Source organism: Pseudomonas oryzae (assembly GCF_900104805.1).
GTDB classification, from domain to species: domain Bacteria; phylum Pseudomonadota; class Gammaproteobacteria; order Pseudomonadales; family Pseudomonadaceae; genus Geopseudomonas; species Geopseudomonas oryzae.
Window position 1 is genome coordinate 2,791,752 of record NZ_LT629751.1, and the last position, 18,764, is coordinate 2,810,515.

Genomic DNA, 18,764 nt, shown 5'->3' on the forward strand with positions numbered 1-18,764 from the left:
GATGGCCAGAAAGAACAAACCGCTGCCGGCGCTGGACTGGCTGGAGCCCCGCATGCGCCTGGCGCGCTGGCTGAGCCTGGCGCTGCTCGTCGCCCTGATCGCCCTGCTCGGCGTCTGGTACCTGCTGATCGTCGACCTGCACGGCGCGCGCCCCTGGGTGATCCTCGGCGTGCATCTGCTGCCGCTGGCGATAGTCACCCCCGGCATCCTGCTCGGCAACGTGCGGGCACATGCCTGGGCGTGCTATGTGCTCAACCTGTACTTCATCCAGGGCGTGGTGACCGCCTTCGAGCCGGGGCGGCTGCTCTACGGCAGCCTTGAGGCGGCGGTCAGTACCCTGCTGTTCTGCAGCGCCCTGCTCTACACGCGCTGGAGCTACCAGTACCAGCGCAAGCTGGCGGGGGAGTGAGCGTAAGGGGGGGATTAGTCCGTCAGGCTGGCCATCACGATGCCTGACGGCATCGGTGGCGGGTTACGCCGCGCTGCGGCTAACCCACCCTGCACCAGCCTCACCAGCCGAGGGTTTCCTTGAGGAACGGGATGGTCAGCTTGCGCTGCGCCTGCAGCGAGGCGTGATCGAGCTGCTCGAGCAGGTCGAACAATGAGTTCATGCTGCGCGAGCCGCGGGTGAGGATGAAGCGGCCGACTTCGTCGGTCAGGTGCAGACCGCGGCGCGAGGCACGCAGCTGCAGGGCGCGCAGCTTGTCCTCGTCGGACAGGCCATGGAGCTGGAACACCAGGGCCAGGGTCAGCCGCGACTTGAGGTCGGGCAGCTTGATCGGCACCTCGCGCGGCGGTGCCGAGGCCGACAGCAGCAGTCGGCGGCCGGCGTCGCGCAAACGGTTGAACAGGTGGAACAGCGCCTCTTCCCAGGTCGGATGACCGGCCACCAGGTCCACCTCGTCGATGCACACCAGGTCGCACTGCTCGAGGTTGTCGAGCAGCTGCGGGCCGTACATGGCCACTGCATCCAGCGGCAGGTAGACCGCACGGCCGCCGAACTGCTCCATGCGCAGGCAGGCCGCCTGCAGCAGGTGACTGCGGCCGACGCCGGGCGCCCCCCACAGGTAGATGAGGTTCTCCGCCCAGTCGGCGTCGGTTTCGCACATGCGCTCGACGTACCCCAGGGCGGCCGCATTGGCGCCGGGGTAGTAGTTGGCGAAGGTGGCGTCGTCGCGCAGACGCACACCGAGGGGCAGCTGGATGGGTTTCATGGGGACTCCGACGACTCCTGCGAGCCGCCACCCGACTCTCCGTAAAGTGCCGACAGTTTATAGAAGTCGTGCACATGGCGCAGCAGCACCATGATCACCGCCGCCACCGGCAGGGCCAGCAGCACGCCGGTGAAGCCGAACAGCTGGCCGCCGGCGAGGATGGCGAAGATCACCGCCACCGGATGCAGGCCGATGCGATCGCCGACCAGCAGCGGGGTCAGCCACATGCCCTCGAGCAACTGACCGACGGTGAACACCACCAGCACGCCGAGCAGCGGATACCAGTCGAGACCGAACTGGAACAGCGCCGCCACCAGCGCCGCACCGATGCCGACCACGAAGCCCATGTACGGCACGATGCTGGCCAGGCCGGCGAGCAGGCCGATCAAGAGGCCCAGCTCGAGGCCGACGGCCATCAGGCCGCCGGCGTACACCAGCGCCAGCGTCAGCATCACCAGCAACTGGCCGCGCAGGAAGGCGCCGAGCACCTCGTGGCATTCGCCGGCGAGCAGCACCACCAGTCCCTCGCGGCGGCGCGGCAGCAGGTTGCGCAGGTGGGCAAGCATCACATCCCAGTCGCGCAGCAGGTAGAAGCTCACCACCGGGATCAGCAGCAGGTTGCCCAGCCAGGCCAGCAGGGCCAGGCTCGAGGCGGTGACCTGGGAGAGCAGCAGGCCGGCGATGTCGGTGGCCTGGCCGAGGTGTTCGGCGAACATGACCTTGAGGCGGTCGAAGCGCCAGAAGTCGGCGCGCAGACCGAGCTGCTGCTGCAGCCAGGGCAGCGCCGTGCCCTGCAGCCAGTCGAGCATCTGCGGCGCCAGCTCGTAGAGGCGCACCAGCTGCTTGCCGAGCAGCGGCAGCAGCACCAGCAGCATGGCCAGCAGGATCAGGCTGAACAGACTGAACACCGCGACCACCGCCCAGGTACGCGACAGGCCGCGCGCCTCCAGACGGTCGACCAACGGGTCACCGAGGTAGGCCAGCAGCAGGCTGACCAGGAACGGCATCAGCACCGGCTGCAGCTGATGGATCAGCCAGCCGATCAGGACCAGGGCCACCAGCCCCAGCCAGCTGCGTGAATCGCTCAACATGGGCACACTCCGTTGCATCCCCGAACCGGCCCGCGGGCCGTGCGCTTACCAGGCAAAGCGCAGGCGCTTGGCGTCGGCGGCCGGCACCTGCATGGGCTGCACCGGCGCCGCTTGGGCGTCGACCGGCACACTCGCCGCCGGCACCTCGTGCAGACGGCCGAGCTGCAGCTGCGCCCGCAGCTGCTCCGGACTGGCATCCACCTGGTAGACCAGCGTGGCGCCGTCCACAGCCTGCAGGCGCGGGGCGAAAGGCGCGAGCAGACGCTGCAGGGCGGCGTAACGGGCCAGATCGTTGCCCTGCACCTCGAGAGTCAGGGCCTGCGCGGCGCCGCCCTTGCCGAAGCGCGCGGCGAGCTGCTCGCTGACATCCAGCATCAGCGCATCGGCCAGCGCCGCCTGGGTCGCCCCCCGGCTGCTGCCACCGACCTTGTCGCTGCCCAGCCACAGCTGCCAGTCGCCCTGCCAGCCATCGTTGCCGGGACGCGCCACCACGGCGAGCAGGGCGTCGGCGGCATAGCGCGCGGAAGCCTCCTGCAGCGCCTGGGCATCGCTGCCGCGCAGAGTCTCGGCATTGGCCAGCAGCTGCTCGTTGAGATCGCCCAGCGGCAGGCTCAGCGCCACACCGCGGTTGCTCGCCGCGCCGCGCAGCGCCTCGGCCCCCTCCAGCCCCTCGGCCAGCAGGGTGCTGCCACCCTCGCCCTCGGTCAGCCACCAGGCCAGCACACTGGCGCGCTCGCTATTCAGCAGGGTCAGCCCGGCGCCGCGCAGGGCGTTCTGACTGAGCACCGGATCGAACACCACCGACAGGGTGACAGGCTCACCGGACTCGTAGACGTACTGCTGCACCAGTTGCTCCGGATCGGCCAGCAGCGGTTGCAGACGACTGTCCTGGGCCGCCTCGCGCTTGCCGGTCAGGCGCACCACCAGAGTCTGCAGGGCGCGGCTCATCGCCGCGGCGCGCTCGGCCTGATCCTGCGAGGCTACCGGTTCGCGTACCTCGTAGAGGCCCTCGACCTGCGCGGCACCGGCCGACAGGGTGGCGAACAACAGGCAGAAGGCAAACAGTCGGGCGAACAGGCGCATGCGGGCATCTCGGCAGGGGAAGGGCGCGCATCCGGCGCGCGCCATGAACAAAGCCTATACCTTAAACAGCCGTCTGGATCGCGGCAACCGCCCGGATGGCCGCTATCTCGCGAGAATGCTAGAATCGCGCGCTTTCCTGCACTTCCCTCAAAGGCCCGTATTCATGAGCAAGCAACCCTCCCTGAGCTACAAGGACGCCGGTGTTGACATCGACGCTGGTGAAGCACTGGTCGAACGCATCAAAGGCGTGGCCAAGCGCACCGCGCGCCCTGAAGTGATGGGCGGTCTGGGCGGCTTCGGCGCCCTGTGCGAAATCCCCGCCGGCTACAAGCAGCCGGTGCTGGTCTCCGGCACCGACGGTGTCGGCACCAAGCTGCGCCTGGCGCTGAACCTCAACAAGCACGACAGCATCGGCCAGGATCTGGTCGCCATGTGCGTCAACGACCTGGTGGTGTGCGGCGCCGAGCCGCTGTTCTTCCTCGACTACTACGCCACCGGCAAGCTCAACGTCGACGTGGCCGCCACCGTGGTCACCGGCATCGGCGCCGGTTGCGAACTGGCCGGCTGCTCGCTGGTCGGCGGCGAGACCGCCGAGATGCCGGGCATGTACGAGGGCGAGGACTACGACCTGGCCGGCTTCTGCGTCGGCGTGGTGGAGAAGAGCGAGATCATCGACGGTTCCAAGGTGGTCGCCGGCGACGCGCTGATCGCCCTGCCCTCCTCCGGCCCGCACTCCAACGGCTACTCGCTGATCCGCAAGATCATCGAGGTCGCCGGTGCCGACATCGAGAGCGTGCAGCTGGACGGCCAGCCGCTGGCCGACCTGCTGATGGCGCCGACCCGCATCTACGTCAAGCAGTTGCTCAAGCTGATCAAGGAGACCGGCGCGGTCAAGGCCATGGCCCACATCACCGGCGGCGGCCTGACCGAGAACATCCCGCGCGTGCTGCCGGCCGGCACCCAGGCGATCATCGACGTGGCCAGCTGGACCCGCCCGGCGGTGTTCGACTGGCTGCAGCAGAACGGCAACGTCGACGAGCGCGAGATGCACCGCGTGCTCAACTGCGGCGTCGGCATGGTCATCTGCGTGGCCCAGGAGCAGGTCGACGCCGCCCTGGCCAGCCTGCGCGCCGCAGGCGAAACCCCGTGGGTAATCGGCAGCATCGCCACCTGCGGTGACGAGGCCGAGCGCGTGGTGCTGAACAACCTGAAGGCGCACTGATGGCCGATACCTGCAATGTGGTGGTGCTGATCTCTGGCTCCGGCAGCAACCTGCAGGCGCTGATCGACAGCCAGGGCGCGGGTAACCCGGCGTGCATCCGCGCGGTGATCTCCAACCGCGCCGATGCCTACGGCCTGGTCCGTGCGCAGAACGCCGGCATCGCCACCGCCGTGCTGGATCACAAGGCGTTCGAAGGCCGCGAGGCCTTCGATGGCGCGCTGATCGAGGCGATCGACGCCTACCAGCCCGACCTGGTCGTGCTGGCCGGTTTCATGCGCATCCTCAGCCCCGGCTTCGTCCGTCACTACGCCGGCCGCCTGCTCAACATCCACCCCTCGCTGCTGCCCCGCTACAAGGGCCTGCACACCCACCAGCGCGCGCTGGAGGCGGGGGATGCCGAGCACGGCTGCAGCGTGCACTTCGTCACCGAGGAACTCGACGGCGGCCCCCTGGTCGTACAGGCCGTGGTCCCGGTGCACGCGGACGACACGCCACAGACGCTGGCCAGCCGCGTGCAGATCGGCGAGCATCACATCTATCCGCTGGCGGTGCGCTGGTTCGCCGAAGGGCGCCTGCGCCTCGGCGAACAGGGTGCCGAACTGGATGGCGCCCCCCTGTCGGCCAGCGGCCAGCAGATCCGCGACCTGCCACTGTCTCGCTGAGGCCGTGGCGGGCACCCGCAACTCAAGGAGATTCGCCATGCGACGCGCGCTAATGCTTGCCCTCGCGCTGTGCGGCCTGCCCGGCGCAGCCCAGGCACTGGAGCCGTTCAACGCCCAGTACACCGCCGACTGGCAGCAGATGCCGGTCAGCGGCAGCGCCTCCCGCCAGCTGGAGCAGAGTGCCGACGGCAGCTGGAAGCTGGTGTTCCAGGCGTCGATGCTGGTCGCCGGGCTGAGCGAGGAAAGCCACTTCCGCTACGACAACCAGCGCTTCGTGCCGATCAGCTACCGCTTCGAGCGCAACGGTCTGGGCAAGAGCAAGAAGGTCGTCCACGACTTCGACTGGAAGGGCAAGCTGGTCACCGGCATCGACCGCGACCATCCGGTACGGCTGGTGCTCAAGAGCGGCCTGCTCGACAAGTCCACCTACCAGCTGGCGCTGCAGGAAGACGTCGCCACCGGCAAGAAGACCCTGAGCTACCAGGTGCTCGACGGCGACGAGATCGAGACCTACGACTTCCGCGTGCTCGGCGTGGAGCAGGTACCGACCGAGGTCGGCCAGGTCGAGGCGATCAAGGTCGAGCGCGTGCGCGACCCCACCAAGTCCAACCGCCAGACCGTGCTGTGGTTCGCCAAGGACTGGGGCCACCTGCTGGTCCGCCTGCATCAGGTGGAGAAGGACGGCAAGGAATACCAGATCATGCTCAAGCAGGGCACGGTCAACGGCCAGGCCGTGCAGGGCAAGTAGGCCCACCCCGCTCGACCGACACCCGGCCTCGCGCCGGGTGTCTGCTTTGTGCCTCCCGTCATCGACCTGCCGCACACGCAAACCTGCTAGCCTGAGCAGGCACCCATGCGACAACTGCGGGGCCCGCCATGAGCAGCACCTACCGGCCACTGGCCTGCGACCTACACGACTATCTGGAAATCGCCTGCCTGTACGGCTATCGCCTGCGCATCGAACTGGACGACGGCAGCTGGCTGAGCGCGCGGGCGCTGGACACCCGCACGCTGCCGAACAAGGAAGAAATGCTGCTGGTGGAGGCAGCCGGCGCGCAACGCCAGCTGCGTCTCGACCACCTGCGCGCCATCACCGCGCTGACGCCCGGCGCCCGCTTCGGGCGGGTGGCGTTCAAAAGCTGAGGCGGACGGCCATCACCACATCAGGTCGTCGGGCACCACGAAGTCCTTGTACGGATCGTCCTCGTCCGCAGCCGACTCGACCACGGTGTTGAGCAGGATGATCCGGTGCGGCTCGCGCTCCTGGACCTTGAGCGCCGCCTCGCGGGGAACCAGCTCGTACTTGCCTTCCAGGCGCACGATGGCCAGGCTGCCGCGGCTGAGCTTGTCGCGCAGCAGCGGGTTGACCGCGATGCGCTTGACCTTCTTGTCGTCGACGAAGTTGTAGTAGTCGTCGCCATTCAGGCGCGGCAGGCGGGTGCCCTCGATCAGCTGCTTGACCTGGGCGGCCAGCGCCTTCTTCTGCGCCTTCTCCTGCTGCTGGCGGTTCAGCTCCTGGTCGCGCGCCTGCTTCTCGGCCTGCGCCTTGAGCGCCGCCTCGCGCTGCGAGTCGTCCTTCTCCGCCTGGCCCTTGTGCTCCAGACGCTGCTGCTTCTGCTTCTGCTTGACGGCCTGCTTGGCCTGCTTCTCGTTGACCAGGCCTGCCTTGAGCAGCTGGTCGCGTAGGGAAAGACTCATGACGTACCTTGTGTCCGACGAATCCGGCAGGGTGCCGCGCCCGCAGGAAGCGGCACCGGAAAGAATCCAGCTGGGGACCTAGCCGCAGGCGGGGCCTTCGCGCTCCAGGCGCTTGGCCTCGCCCCACAGGGCATCCAGCTCTTCGAGGGGACAATCTTCCATGCGCCGACCGGCTGTGCGCAAGGCCTGTTCGATGAACTGGAAACGCCGCTCGAACTTGCCGTTGGCCGCGCGCAGCGCCGCCTCCGGCTCGACTTTGAGATGGCGGGCCAGGTTGACCACCACGAACAGCAGGTCGCCGACTTCCTCGGCGATGTGCTGCTGATCGCCCTCGGCCATCGCCTCGAGCACCTCGTCGAGCTCCTCGCGCAGCTTGTCCAGCACCGGCAGCGGCGCCGGCCAGTCGAAACCGACCTGGGCGGCGCGCTTCTGCAGCTTGGCTGCCCGCGACAGCGCCGGCAGCGCCTGGGGAATGTCGTCGAGCAGCGACAGCTGCTCCGGCGCGCCGGCCTTCTCGGCACGCTCCTCGGCCTTGATCTCCTCCCAGCGCTGCTTGATCGCCGCCTCCGACAGGCGAGCCAGATCCGGCGCGCCGTACAGGTCGCCGTCGGGGAACACGTGCGGATGGCGGCGCAGCAGCTTGCGGGTGATGCCGTCGACCACCTGGGCGAAGTCGAAGCGCCCCTCCTCGCGGCCCAGCTGGCTGTAGTAGACCACCTGGAACAGCAGGTCGCCGAGCTCGCCGGGCAGATGCTCGAAGTCGCCGCGCTCGATGGCGTCGGCCACCTCGTAGGCCTCCTCCAGGGTGTGCGGCACGATGCTGGCGTAGTCCTGCGCAAGATCCCAGGGGCAGCCGTACTGCGGGTCGCGCAGGCGGGCCATCAGGTGCAGCAGGTCGTTCAGTTGATACATGGCAGGTTCCGGGTTCGGTGATGCAGCGCGCGCCACGGCGCGGGCAAGGGGCCAACCGCCCCACCCCGCGCCGCGGCGACGCCCTGCCGTCGGCAGCCGCTCAGCTCGCGCGGCTGCGTTTGGCCTCGATGATGTTGGGCAACTGGGCGATGCGCGCCAGCAGCCGGCCGAGGGCGGCCATGCCGGGGATCTCGATGGTCAGGCGCATGTTGGCGGTGTTGTCGCTCTTGTCCGACTGGGTGTTGACCGCCAGCACGTTGATCTTCTCGTTGAGCAGCACCTGGGTGACGTCGCGCAGCAGGCCGGAACGGTCGTAGGCGCGGATCTGGATGTCCACCGGATAGGTCTTCGCCGGCGCCTGGCCCCAGCTGACCTGGATGATCCGCTGCGGCTCGCGCTCGCCGAGCTGCAGCACTGCCGGGCAGTCCTGGCGGTGGATGCTGACGCCGCGCCCCTGGGTGATGTAGCCGACGATCGCATCGCCCGGCACCGGCTGGCAGCAGCCGGCCATCTGGGTGAGCAGGTTGCCGACGCCGAGGATCTGGATCTCGTCGGCGCCGCCGCTGCGCGCGCTCGCCGGGCGGCGCGGCAGCAGCTCGAGCTGGTCGAAGCCGCGCTCGGGCTCGAGCAGCTGCTGGGCGGCGTTGACCACGTGGGCCAGGCGCAGGTCGCCGGCGCCGAGGGCGGCGAACAGGTCCTCGGCGTTCTTCAGGTTGCACTTCTCGGCCAGCTTGTCGAAGTCCACCCCCTGCAGGGCCAGGCGGTTCAGCTCGCGCTCGAGGTAGCTCTTGCCGGCGATCACGTTCTGGTCGCGCGCCTGCAGCTTGAACCAGTGGATGATCTTCGCCCGCGCCCGCGAGGTGGTCACGTAGCCGAGGTTGGGGTTCAGCCAGTCGCGGCTTGGCGCACCGTGCTTGCCGGTGATGATCTCCACCTGCTCGCCGGTCTGCAGGCTGTAGTTGAGCGGCACGATGCGCCCGTTGACCTTGGCGCCGCGGCAGTTGTGGCCGATCTCGGTGTGCACCCGATAGGCGAAGTCCAGCGGCGTGGCGCCGGTGGGCAGGTCGATGGCGTGGCCGTCGGGGGTGAACACGTAGACCCGGTCCGGCTCGATGTCGACGCGCAGCTGCTCGGCCAGGCCGCCGATGTCGCCCAGTTCCTCGTGCCACTCGAGCACCTGACGCAGCCAGGCGATCTTCTCCTCGTAGTGGCTGGAGCCCGACTTGACGTCGGTGCCCTTGTACAACCAGTGCGCGCACACGCCCAGTTCGGCTTCCTCGTGCATGGCCTGGGTGCGGATCTGCACCTCGAGCACCTTGCCTTCCGGGCCGATCACCGCGGTGTGCAGCGAGCGATAGCCGTTTTCCTTGGGGTTGGCGATGTAGTCGTCGAATTCCTTGGGAATGTGCCGCCACAGGGTGTGCACGATGCCGAGCGCGGTGTAGCAGTCGCGCACCTCGGGCACCAGCACGCGCACCGCGCGCACGTCGTAGATCTGGCTGAATTCCAGGCCCTTGCGCTGCATCTTCCGCCAGATCGAATAGATGTGCTTGGCCCGGCCGCTGATGTCGGCCTCGATGCCGGTGGCGGTCAGTTCGTCGCGCAGCTGCTGCATCACCTCGTTGATGTAGCGCTCGCGGTCCAGGCGCCGCTCGTGGAGCAGCTTGGCGATCTGCTTGTACTGCTCGGGCTGCAGGTAGCGGAAGGACAGATCCTCCAGCTCCCACTTGATGTGACCGATACCCAGGCGATGGGCCAGCGGCGCGTAGATGTCGAACACCTCGCGGGCCACCCGGTAGCGCTTCTCGTCGGGGGCGTTCTTCACCGCGCGGATGGCACAGGTACGCTCGGCCAGCTTGATCAGCGCCACGCGCACGTCGTCGATCATCGCCACCAGCATCTTGCGCAGGTTCTCCACCTGCGCCTGGCTGCCGAGCACCAGCGACTCGCGCGGGTTGAGGCTGGCGCTGATCGCCGCCATGCGCAGCACGCCTTCGACCAGCTTGGCCACCTGCGGGCCGAAACGCCGTGCCACCTCTTCGAGCTCGGCCTTGTCCTCGCGCACCGCGCGGTAGAGCACGGCAGCCACCAGCGACTCCTGGTCGAGCTTGAGATCGGCGAGGATCTCGGCGATCTCCAGGCCGGTGCGGAAGCTGGACATGCCCTCGGCCCAGATGTGCTTCGCGGCGATGGCCTGCTGCTCGGCCTCGCGAGCGAACTCGCAGGCCTTGCGCAGACTGTCCCGGTCGAGAGCCGGATCGACATCGAGGATGTGATCCAGCCAGGCCTCGAGGTTGATGCTGCCATCGGTGTTGACCGGCTGTTGCGCTCTTACCTGTACCATCGTTTGTCACCTTGTCTGCCACGGTGCGTCATGGCGCACCTGGTCCAGGGCCAAGCCTGGCCCTGATCATGCCGACCTTCTATGGGTCGGTCCGCTTTGGCAGGTCGTCGAACGATGCCGGCTGCTGCGCCGTCAACGTGACCACGACCCGCTACGGACGCTCCGCGTCCGCCTCGAACAACGCCATCGCCTCGACATGCGCCGTCTGCGGGAACATGTCGAGGATGCCGGCGCGCTTCAGGCGATAGCCCTGTTGCGCCAGCAGTGCCGCGTCGCGCGCCAGCGTGGCCGGGTTGCACGACACGTAGAGTATGCGCCGGGCCCCCAGACCGCGCAGCTGCGCGACCACCGCCGCCGCGCCGTCGCGCGGTGGATCGAGCAGCACCGCGGCGAAACCGCCACGCGCCCAGCTCGCCTGCCCCAGCGGCTGAGACAGGTCGGCACGGTAAAAGTGCGCATTGCCCTGCCCGTTGGCGGCGGCATTGGCCGCCGCCCGCTCGACCATCGCCTGCACGCCTTCCACGCCGACCACCTCGGCCGCCCGCCGGGCTAGCGGCAGGGCGAAGTTGCCGAGACCGCAGAACAGGTCGAGCACCCGCTCGTCGGCTTGCGGCGCCAGCCAGTCGAGCGCCTGGGCGAGCATCGCCTCGTTGACCGACGCATTGACCTGGACGAAATCGCCGGGCCGCCAGGCCAGGGTCAGATCGTCGGCCTCAAGCCGGTAACCCAGCGGCTGCGCCGGATCGTCGGCCTGCGGCTCTCCTTCCGCCTGCCACCACAGCTGCGCCCCCTGCGCCGCGCAGAAGGCGCGCAGTGCGGCGCGGTCCTCCTCTGCCAGCGGCTGGATCAGGCGCACCAGCAGGGCATTGGCGGTGCCGTGGAACAGCTCGGCATGGCCGATCGCCTGCGGCTTGCGCAGTCCGCGCAAGACCTCGGGCAGCGCGGCGAGCAGCGGTTGCAAAGCCTGTACCAGCACCGGGCAGTGGTCCAGATCGACTATCGCCTGACTTGCCGCCGCGCGGAAACCGACTTCCAGCTGCCCGCTTTTGGAGCTCCAGCGCACCGCGATGCGGGCGCGCCGCCGATAGCCGAACTCCGGCCCGACCAGCGGCGGCGCCCACTCGGCGGGCTCCAGTGCCGCCACCCGGTGCAGCTGCTCGGCCAGCGTGCGCTGTTTCAGGGCGAGCTGCTCGGCGTGCGGCAGGTGCTGCAGGGTGCAGCCGCCACAGCGCCCGGCCAGCGCGCAGTGCGGCTCGCGGCGCAGCGCACTGGCGACCAGCACGCGCTCGACACGCGCGTCCACCACCTGGCTGCGCGCCGCCAGCACGCGGGCCTCGACCTCCTCGCCGGCCAGGGCACCGACGACGAACCAGGTGCGTCCGCCTTCATGGGCGATGCCCCGGCCGTCGTGCGCCAGGCGTTCGATGGTGAGGCGCTGCTTCTTGCCGACCGGCAGTTGCGCGGCGCGCGAACCGCCGCTCGGCTGGAAGCGCAGCCCTGTAGTGCGTTTGGCCATCAGGCGACCTGCAGAATCAGTGTAGGGTGCGCCACGCGCACCGAGTGGAAAACGGAGTGAGCGGCCGCTTCAGGCCTGGGGCGCGTCGTAGACCCCGGTGGACAGGTAGCGGTCGCCGCGATCGCAGATGATCGCCACCATCACCGCGTTCTCCACCTCGCGCGACAGGCGCAGCATGGCCGCCACCGCGCCGCCCGAGGAGACGCCGCAGAAGATGCCCTCCTCGCGGGCCAGACGGCGCATCACCGTTTCGGCCTCGTCCTGCGCCATGTCGATCACCCGGTCGACCCGGCTGGCGTCGAAGATCTTCGGCAGGTACTCCTGCGGCCAGCGGCGGATGCCGGGGATGGCCGAGCCTTCCTGCGGCTGCAGGCCGACGATCTGCACCGCCGGATTCTGCTCCTTGAGGTAGCGCGAGGTGCCCATGATGGTGCCGGTGGTGCCCATCGAACTGATGAAGTGGGTGATGGTGCCCTGGGTCTGCCGCCAGATTTCCGGGCCGGTGCCCTCGTAGTGGGCCACCGGGTTGTCCTGGTTGCCGAACTGGTCGAGCACCTTGCCGCGGCCCTCGGCCTGCATCTTGAGCGCCAGGTCGCGGGCCCCCTCCATGCCCTCGGCCTTGCTGACCAGCACCAGCTCGGCGCCGTAGGCGGTCATCGCCGCCTTGCGCTCGGCGCTCATGTTGTCCGGCATGATCAGGATCATCCGGTAGCCCTTGATCGCCGCGGCCATGGCCAGGGCGATGCCGGTGTTGCCGGAGGTGGCCTCGATCAGGGTGTCACCGGGCTGGATGTCGCCCCGCAGCTCGGCACGGTTGATCATCGACAGCGCCGGGCGATCCTTCACCGAGCCGGCCGGGTTGTTGCCTTCCAGCTTGACCAGAAGGGTGTTCGAGGTTTGTCCCGGCAGACGCTGCAGGCGTACCAGCGGGGTGTTGCCGATGCAATCGGCAATGGTGGGAAACTGCACGGTCATGGCGCGCTCGGGTCATCGCAAGGCAAGGGAGGCCTATGATAACGACAAACGGCGCCGGTCGATAACACGGGACGGTAGTAGCTTATTCCTTACCGCAATAAGTAAACCGCTCTGCGCAGGGCGTTTCGCCTGTTCCGGCTGCGACGCTTTTGTCCGTCGCCGGGCAGACGCTACACTGCGGCGACCTTCACCCCTCGGGAGCATGGACGTGTTCGACAAACTGGGCATCAAGGGCCGCGTTCTCCTGCTGACCCTGCTGCCGGCCAGTCTGCTGGCGCTGTTCCTCGGCGGCTACTTCGTCTATGTCCAGCTGTCCAACATGCACCAGCAGCTCAGCGAGCGCGGCCAGCTGCTGATCGAACACCTGGCGCCGCTCAGCGCGCGCCTGCTGGCCGCCGGCGACGCACCGCTGCTCGAGCGCCTGGCCACCCAGACCCTCGAGCAGACCGACGTGCGCGCCGTGGCGCTGCTCACCCCGCAGGGCGACCTGCTCGCCCACGCCGGCCCGCGCATGCGCACCGCGCCCCCCGAACGCCTGGCCAACGCGCTCAGCCAGACCAGCAGCGCCAGCGCCACCCGCTTCCTGCTGCCGGTGTACGGCGCGCACCGGCAGATCGGCGGCCACGCGCCGTCCGACGAGGACGACCGGCTGCTCGGCTGGATCGAGCTGGAGCTGTCGCACCAGGGCACCCTGCTGCAGGGCTACCAGAGCCTGCTGACCAGTCTGCTGGTGACCCTGGTCGCGCTGCTGATCAGCGCCGTGCTGGCCCTGCGCATGAGCCGGGCGATCAACCAGCCGCTGCAGCAGATCAACCAGGGCGTCGCCCAGATCCGCGACGGCAAGCTCGACACCCGCCTGCCGGGCTTCGGCAGCCACGAGCTGGACGAGCTGGCCAACGGCATCAACCGCATGGCCGAGTCGCTGGAGAACGCCCGCGAGGAGCTGCAGCACAACGTCGAGCAGGCCACCGAGGACCTGCGCAGCACCATGGAAACCATCGAGGAGCAGAACATCGAGCTCAACATGGCGCGCAAGGAGGCCCTGGAGGCCAGCCGGATCAAGTCCGAGTTCCTCGCCAACATGAGCCACGAGATCCGCACCCCGCTCAACGGCATCCTCGGCTTCACCAACCTGCTGCAGAAGACCGGCCTCAACAGCCGCCAGCTCGACTACCTGCACACCATCGAGAAGTCCGCCGACAACCTGCTGGCGATCATCAACGAGATCCTCGACTTCTCGAAGATCGAGGCCGGCAAGCTGGTCCTCGAGCACGTGCCGTTCAACCTGCGCGACCTGATCCAGGACACCCTGACCATCCTCGCGCCCTCGGCCCACGAGAAGCACCTCGAGCTGGTCAGCCTGATCTACCGCGACACCCCGCAAGCGCTGGTCGGCGACCCGCTGCGCCTCAAGCAGGTGCTCACCAATCTGGTCAGCAACGCCATCAAGTTCACCCGTCAGGGCAGCATCGTGGTGCGCGCCATGCTCGAGGAGGACCGCGGCGACCATGCCCAGCTGCGCATCAGCGTGCAGGACAGCGGCATCGGCCTCTCCGAGGCCGATCAGCGCAACCTGTTCCAGGCCTTCAACCAGGGCGAACACACCGGCGCCCGCCATGCCGGCGGCACCGGCCTCGGCCTGGTCATTTCCAAGCGCCTGATCGAGCAGATGGGCGGCGAGATCGGCGTGACCAGCGAGAGCGGCGAAGGCGCCGAGTTCTGGCTGGTGATCAACCTGCCCAAGGCCGCCGACGACGGCGACGAGCTGCCGCGCGCCCTGCTCGGCGGGCGCTGCGCCGCGCTGCTGGAAAGCCACGAACTGACCCGCCAGTCGCTGCGCCATCAGCTCGAGGACTGCGGCATGCAGGTGATCGAGTTCGGCAGCCTCGACGCGCTGATCGAGGAAGCCTCGCTGCGTCAGCACGGCAACGCGCCACTGGGCATCGCCCTGGTCGGCGTCAACACCCGCGAGCACCCGCCGGAACGGCTGACCCGCCAGCTGTGGGAGCTCAACCAGCAGGGCTGCCAGGCGCTGCTGCTGTGCCCGACCACCGAACAGGCGCTGTACCACGCCAGCGTGCCGGAAAGCCACGGCCAGCTGCAGTCCAAGCCGGTGTGCACGCGCAAGCTGCAGCGCACTCTGATCGACATGCTCAGCCCGCGCGTGCAGCGGGTCGAGGCCGCCGGCGCCAGCTCCGCCCCCCACGCCACGGCCAGCCGTGCGCCGCGCCTGCTGTGCGTCGACGACAACCCCGCCAACCTGATGCTGGTCAAGACCCTGCTCGGCGACATGGGCGCCCAGGTCACCGCCGTGGACAACGGCTACGACGCCCTGCGCGCGGTCAAGCAGGACAGCTTCGACCTGGTGTTCATGGATGTGCAGATGCCCGGCATGAACGGCCGCGAGGCCACCGAGGCGATCCGCCTGTGGGAGGCCGAGCAGAAGCAGACGCCGCTGCCGATCGTGGCGCTGACCGCCCACGCCATGGCCAACGAGAAACGCGCCCTGCTGCAGTGCGGCATGGACGACTACCTGACCAAGCCGATCAGCGAGCGTCAGCTGGCCCAGGTGGTGCTGAAGTGGACCGGGCTGTCGCTGCACAATGGCGATCCGATCGAGGCGCAGCTGCCCGAGCGCGGCAGCGCGACAACCGAGCTGCTGGTGCTCGATCCGGCCGAGGGCCTGCGCCTGGCAGCCGGCAAGCCCGACCTGGCTGCCGACATGCTCAACATGCTGCTCGACTCGCTGGGCGCCGATCAGGCCGCGATCCGCGAGGCGCGCGCCAGCAACGACCGCAGCGCGCTGATCGAGCACATCCACCGCCTGCACGGCGCCACCCGCTACTGCGGCGTACCGCAGTTGCGCGCCGCCTGCCAGCGCAGCGAAAGCCTGCTCAAGCAGAACGCCCCGGCCACCGTCGCCCTCGACGAGCTGGACGCCGCCATCAGCCGTCTGGCCGAGCAGGCGAGCCGAACCACGCCGGAAACGGCGTCCTGACCCGGAGTTCCCCGTGCGCCTGACCCTGTTCAGCAGCAAACCCTACGACCGCGACAGCTTCGCCGCCGCCAACCAGGCGCACGGCTTCGAGCTGCACTTCCTCGAGGCGCGCCTGGATACCGACACGGCGGCGCTGGCCAGCGGCAGCGAGGTGATCTGCGCCTTCGTCAACGACGACCTGTCCGCCCCCGTGCTGGAGCAGCTCAAGGCCGGTGGCACCCGCCTGATCGCCCTGCGCTCGGCCGGCTACAACCACGTCGACCTGGCCGCCGCCCAGGCTCTCGACCTGCCGGTGGTACGGGTGCCGGCCTATTCGCCGCATGCGGTGGCCGAGCACGCCGTGGCACTGGTGCTGGCCCTCAACCGGCGCGTCCACCGCGCCTTCAACCGCACCCGCGAAGGCGACTTCTCCCTGCACGGCCTGACCGGCTTCGACCTCTGCGGCAAGACCGTCGGAGTGATCGGCAGCGGCCAGATCGGCGCGGTGTTCGCGCGCATCATGCTCGGCTTCGGCTGCGACGTGCTGCTCCACGATCCGCACCCCGACGCCGCGCTCGAGGCGCTCGGCGCGCGCTACGCCGGCGTCGACGAGCTGCTCGCCACCAGCGACATCCTCAGCCTGCACTGCCCGCTGACGCCCGCCACCCACCACCTGATCGACCAGGAGAGCCTGGCGCGCATGAAACCCGGCGCCATGCTGATCAACACCGGCCGCGGCGCGCTGGTCGACACCCCGGCGCTGATCGACGCGCTGAAGAGCGGCCAGCTCGGCTACCTGGGCCTGGACGTCTACGAGGAGGAGGCCGACCTGTTCTTCGAGGACCGCTCCGACCAGCCGCTGCAGGACGACGTGCTCGCCCGTCTGCTGACCTTCCCCAACGTGATCATCACCGCCCACCAGGCCTTCCTCACCCATGAGGCGCTGGCCGCGATCGCCACCACCACCCTGGACAACGTCGCCGCCTGGCAGGCCGGGCAGCCCAGCAACCGCGTGCTGCGCTGAAGCCTCGCGGGCAGCGTGCTAGCATGAGCGCACTGCCCGGAGGCTCCATGACCGAACACGATTTCCGCTACAACCTGCTCAACCCGCAACACACCCTCACCGAGTGCCGCGCCCTGGCCCCCGGCCACTATCAGGTCACCGGCAACGGCGGCTCGATCCTGAGCGGCGACAGCCTGCTGGTCACCCTCAAGGGCAGCCGCGACCTGTGCATGCGCCTGACCGTGGAGAAGGTGCGCCACCTGATCAACCCGCCCGGCCAGTGGCTGGCGGTGGCCCGCGGGCCGGCATTCCGCGAGCTGAACATCCACACCTGGCAGGTGGCCTGCGATGGCTGCGGCGCGCAGCTCGATCTCGAGTTCGCCGTCGACGGCGCGCTGGGCGACAAGGCGCGTGCGCCGGCGGCCGAGGCACGCCTCGCCGAACTGGGCTGGCACAACCGCGCCGGCCGCCATCTCTGCCCGGGCTGCAACGCCAAGGAGGCCTGATGAGCCGCAGCATCCTCGCCGGCGCCTGCGCCGCCCTCGCCCTGAGCGGCTGCGCCAGCGCACCGCCGGCCCTCGAGCAGGAGCGCACCTACCGCGTCGAATGGCTCGGCGCCCTGCCACGGGTGGAGCGCAGCTATGTGACCATCACCTTCGGCGCCGACGACCGCGCCTACGGCACCGGCGGTTGCAACCACTGGTTCGCCGGCTACGGCATCGAGGGCGAGATCCTGCGCTTCAGCCGGGTCGGCAGCACCCGCCGCCTGTGCTCCCCGGAGCTGATGGAGCAGGAGCAGCGCTTCTTCGACAGCCTGCGCCAGGTGCGCCGCTGGGACCTCTCGCCGCTCGGCGAGCTGCGCCTGTGGCCCGAGCAGGGCAAGCCGTTGCGCCTGCAGCCCGAGGGCTGACCTGGCCCGCCCTCCTCGCCCGCTCAGAACAGCGCCAGCTGCTCGCCGCCTTCGCTCAGGTCGAGCAGGCGCACCCCCACGCCGATCAGCCGCACCGGCTTGCCGCCACGCGCGAAGGCGGCCGCCAGCAGGCGCTGGTAGCTGTCGGCGTCGCGACCGGCGCCGGCCTGTTCCAGGGTGGTGTGAGTGAAGTCGTGGAACTTCAGCTTGACCAGCGGCTTGTCCGCCCGGTAGCCGCTGTCCAGCCGCGCCAGGCGCCGCTCCAGCTGCTCCAGCAGCGCCGGCAGCTCGACCTGGCAGGCGGCCAGGTCCGGCAGGTCATGATCGAAGGTGTGCTCGACGCTGACGGTCTGCCGGCGCCGCTCCACCTGCACCGGGCGCTCGTCGATGCCGTGCGCCAGCTGCCAGAGGCGCTCGCCGAAGCTGCCGAACTCGCGCAGCAGCGCCAGCCGCGGCCACTCGCGCAGGTCGCGGCAGCGCTGGATGCCCAGGCGCGCCAGACGCTCGGCGGTGACCTTGCCCACTCCGTGCAGACGCGCCACCGGCAGCGCGGCGACGAACGCCTCCACCTCGCCAGGGGTGATCACGCACAGGCCGTCCGGCTTGTGCCAGTCGCTGGCGATCTTGGCGAGGAACTTGTTCGGCGCCACCCCGGCCGACACCGTGATGTCCAGCTGTTCGCGCACCCGCCGGCGGATGTCCTGGGCGATGCGCGTGGCGCTGCCGGCAAAGTGCGCCGCCTCCGAGACGTCCAGATAGGCCTCGTCCAGCGACAGCGGCTCGATCAGCTCGGTGTAGTCCTGCAGGATGGCATGGATCTGCTGCGAGGCGGCCTTGTACGCCTCGAAGCGCGGCCGCACGATGAGCAGCTGCGGGCACAGCGCCAGCGCCTGCCGCGAGGCCATCGCCGAGCGCACACCGAAGGCACGCGCCTCGTAGTTGCAGGTGGCGATCACCCCGCGGCGGTCGGGGGCACCGCCGACCGCCATCGGCCGCCCGGCCAGGCGCGGGTCGTCGCGCATCTCGATGGCGGCGAAGAAGCAGTCGCAGTCGATGTGGATGATCTTGCGCACAGGCAGGCGGCGGGGCCGGACTCTGGAAATGACGGGCAGGCGGTCAGTGTAACGCCGCCGCAGGGGCAAATGCTGCAATCCCCC

At 69.2% G+C, this 18,764-nt stretch carries 18 protein-coding genes; 9 read left to right on the plus strand and 9 right to left on the minus strand.

Features of this window, described 5'->3' with window-relative positions; all coding sequences use genetic code 11:
* Position 1 precedes the first annotated feature (1 nt).
* Positions 2–409: a DUF2069 domain-containing protein gene (locus BLT78_RS12600; RefSeq protein WP_090349305.1), complete on the plus strand. Its 408-nt coding sequence runs from the start codon at positions 2–4 to the stop codon at positions 407–409.
* Between the two features lie 100 nt (positions 410–509).
* Here BLT78_RS12600 and hda read toward each other — a convergent pair whose 3' ends face one another.
* The 3 genes from hda to BLT78_RS12615 are packed head-to-tail and all read right to left on the minus strand — an operon-like array spanning position 510 to position 3,388.
* Positions 510–1,214, minus strand: a complete 705-nt coding sequence (gene hda, locus BLT78_RS12605) for a DnaA regulatory inactivator Hda (protein ID WP_090349306.1) — start codon at positions 1,212–1,214, stop codon at positions 510–512.
* Entirely contained in the window at positions 1,211–2,302 is a 1,092-nt protein-coding gene (locus BLT78_RS12610; RefSeq protein ID WP_090352288.1) for an AI-2E family transporter, read from the minus strand. The genes hda and BLT78_RS12610 overlap by 4 nt, the downstream gene beginning before the upstream one ends.
* Positions 2,303–2,350: 48 nt before the next feature.
* Positions 2,351–3,388 (minus strand): DUF2066 domain-containing protein, encoded by a 1,038-nt coding sequence (locus BLT78_RS12615; protein WP_090349307.1) that lies wholly within the window; start codon positions 3,386–3,388, stop codon positions 2,351–2,353.
* 163 nt (positions 3,389–3,551) lie between these two features.
* Between BLT78_RS12615 and purM the strand changes: the two genes are divergently transcribed.
* The 4 genes from purM (at position 3,552) to BLT78_RS12635 (ending at position 6,415) form a co-directional block, all read left to right on the plus strand.
* Positions 3,552–4,610, plus strand: coding sequence for a phosphoribosylformylglycinamidine cyclo-ligase (gene purM, locus BLT78_RS12620; RefSeq protein WP_090349308.1), 1,059 nt, complete (start codon positions 3,552–3,554; stop codon positions 4,608–4,610).
* Positions 4,610–5,272, plus strand: coding sequence for a phosphoribosylglycinamide formyltransferase (gene purN / locus BLT78_RS12625; protein WP_090349309.1), 663 nt, complete (start codon positions 4,610–4,612; stop codon positions 5,270–5,272). Before purM ends, purN begins: the two co-directional genes overlap by 1 nt.
* A gap of 37 nt (positions 5,273–5,309) precedes the next feature.
* Positions 5,310–6,020, plus strand: a complete 711-nt coding sequence (locus BLT78_RS12630) for a DUF3108 domain-containing protein (protein WP_090349310.1) — start codon at positions 5,310–5,312, stop codon at positions 6,018–6,020.
* A 128-nt stretch (positions 6,021–6,148) separates the two neighbouring features.
* Positions 6,149–6,415 carry a Rho-binding antiterminator gene (locus tag BLT78_RS12635; RefSeq protein WP_090349311.1) on the plus strand — a complete coding sequence of 89 codons (267 nt, stop codon included), beginning with the start codon at positions 6,149–6,151 and terminating at the stop codon, positions 6,413–6,415.
* A gap of 12 nt (positions 6,416–6,427) precedes the next feature.
* Here BLT78_RS12635 and BLT78_RS12640 read toward each other — a convergent pair whose 3' ends face one another.
* From BLT78_RS12640 to cysM, 5 genes are all read right to left on the minus strand, one after another.
* Positions 6,428–6,970, minus strand: coding sequence for a DUF2058 domain-containing protein (locus BLT78_RS12640; protein ID WP_090349312.1), 543 nt, complete (start codon positions 6,968–6,970; stop codon positions 6,428–6,430).
* A 78-nt stretch (positions 6,971–7,048) separates the two neighbouring features.
* Positions 7,049–7,882: a nucleoside triphosphate pyrophosphohydrolase gene (gene mazG, locus BLT78_RS12645; RefSeq protein ID WP_090349313.1), complete on the minus strand. Its 834-nt coding sequence runs from the start codon at positions 7,880–7,882 to the stop codon at positions 7,049–7,051.
* Between the two features lie 100 nt (positions 7,883–7,982).
* Positions 7,983–10,226: a GTP diphosphokinase gene (gene relA / locus BLT78_RS12650; protein WP_090349314.1), complete on the minus strand. Its 2,244-nt coding sequence runs from the start codon at positions 10,224–10,226 to the stop codon at positions 7,983–7,985.
* Between the two features lie 151 nt (positions 10,227–10,377).
* Complete coding sequence (rlmD, locus tag BLT78_RS12655) at positions 10,378–11,742, minus strand: 23S rRNA (uracil(1939)-C(5))-methyltransferase RlmD (RefSeq protein WP_090349315.1); 1,365 nt, start codon at positions 11,740–11,742, stop codon at positions 10,378–10,380.
* Positions 11,743–11,811: 69 nt separating this feature from the next.
* A complete protein-coding gene (gene cysM, locus BLT78_RS12660) occupies positions 11,812–12,717 on the minus strand; it encodes a cysteine synthase CysM (protein WP_090349316.1) in 906 nt (301 codons plus the stop codon).
* Between the two features lie 208 nt (positions 12,718–12,925).
* On the opposite strand from cysM, the gene BLT78_RS12665 reads away from it, so the two are divergent.
* The 4 genes from BLT78_RS12665 to BLT78_RS12680 are packed head-to-tail and all read left to right on the plus strand — an operon-like array spanning position 12,926 to position 17,607.
* The gene (locus BLT78_RS12665; protein ID WP_090352289.1) at positions 12,926–15,715 is read left to right on the plus strand and encodes a response regulator; all 2,790 of its coding nucleotides are present in this window, start codon (positions 12,926–12,928) and stop codon (positions 15,713–15,715) included.
* 13 nt (positions 15,716–15,728) lie between these two features.
* Positions 15,729–16,718, plus strand: coding sequence for a 2-hydroxyacid dehydrogenase (locus BLT78_RS12670; protein ID WP_090349317.1), 990 nt, complete (start codon positions 15,729–15,731; stop codon positions 16,716–16,718).
* Between the two features lie 47 nt (positions 16,719–16,765).
* The gene (locus BLT78_RS12675) at positions 16,766–17,203 is read left to right on the plus strand and encodes a hypothetical protein (RefSeq protein ID WP_090349318.1); all 438 of its coding nucleotides are present in this window, start codon (positions 16,766–16,768) and stop codon (positions 17,201–17,203) included.
* Positions 17,203–17,607 carry an META domain-containing protein gene (locus BLT78_RS12680; RefSeq protein WP_090349319.1) on the plus strand — a complete coding sequence of 135 codons (405 nt, stop codon included), beginning with the start codon at positions 17,203–17,205 and terminating at the stop codon, positions 17,605–17,607. The genes BLT78_RS12675 and BLT78_RS12680 overlap by 1 nt, the downstream gene beginning before the upstream one ends.
* 23 nt (positions 17,608–17,630) lie before the next feature.
* On the opposite strand, the gene dinB is transcribed toward BLT78_RS12680, so the two are convergent.
* Positions 17,631–18,680, minus strand: coding sequence for a DNA polymerase IV (dinB, locus tag BLT78_RS12685; RefSeq protein ID WP_090349320.1), 1,050 nt, complete (start codon positions 18,678–18,680; stop codon positions 17,631–17,633).
* Positions 18,681–18,764: the final 84 nt, after the last annotated feature.

Excerpts from the sequence above, each read along its gene's own strand:
- BLT78_RS12600 (WP_090349305.1), top strand. The coding sequence starts at position 2 with ATGGCCAGAAAGAACAAACCGCTGCCGGCGCTGGACTGGCTGGAGCCC.
- hda (WP_090349306.1), bottom strand. The coding sequence starts at position 1,214 with ATGAAACCCATCCAGCTGCCCCTCGGTGTGCGTCTGCGCGACGACGCC.
- BLT78_RS12615 (WP_090349307.1), bottom strand. The coding sequence starts at position 3,388 with ATGCGCCTGTTCGCCCGACTGTTTGCCTTCTGCCTGTTGTTCGCCACC.
- purM (WP_090349308.1), top strand. The coding sequence starts at position 3,552 with ATGAGCAAGCAACCCTCCCTGAGCTACAAGGACGCCGGTGTTGACATC.
- purN (WP_090349309.1), top strand. The coding sequence starts at position 4,610 with ATGGCCGATACCTGCAATGTGGTGGTGCTGATCTCTGGCTCCGGCAGC.
- BLT78_RS12630 (WP_090349310.1), top strand. The coding sequence starts at position 5,310 with ATGCGACGCGCGCTAATGCTTGCCCTCGCGCTGTGCGGCCTGCCCGGC.
- BLT78_RS12635 (WP_090349311.1), top strand. The coding sequence starts at position 6,149 with ATGAGCAGCACCTACCGGCCACTGGCCTGCGACCTACACGACTATCTG.
- BLT78_RS12640 (WP_090349312.1), bottom strand. The coding sequence starts at position 6,970 with ATGAGTCTTTCCCTACGCGACCAGCTGCTCAAGGCAGGCCTGGTCAAC.
- mazG (WP_090349313.1), bottom strand. The coding sequence starts at position 7,882 with ATGTATCAACTGAACGACCTGCTGCACCTGATGGCCCGCCTGCGCGAC.
- relA (WP_090349314.1), bottom strand. The coding sequence starts at position 10,226 with ATGGTACAGGTAAGAGCGCAACAGCCGGTCAACACCGATGGCAGCATC.
- rlmD (WP_090349315.1), bottom strand. The coding sequence starts at position 11,742 with ATGGCCAAACGCACTACAGGGCTGCGCTTCCAGCCGAGCGGCGGTTCG.
- cysM (WP_090349316.1), bottom strand. The coding sequence starts at position 12,717 with ATGACCGTGCAGTTTCCCACCATTGCCGATTGCATCGGCAACACCCCG.
- BLT78_RS12675 (WP_090349318.1), top strand. The coding sequence starts at position 16,766 with ATGACCGAACACGATTTCCGCTACAACCTGCTCAACCCGCAACACACC.
- BLT78_RS12680 (WP_090349319.1), top strand. The coding sequence starts at position 17,203 with ATGAGCCGCAGCATCCTCGCCGGCGCCTGCGCCGCCCTCGCCCTGAGC.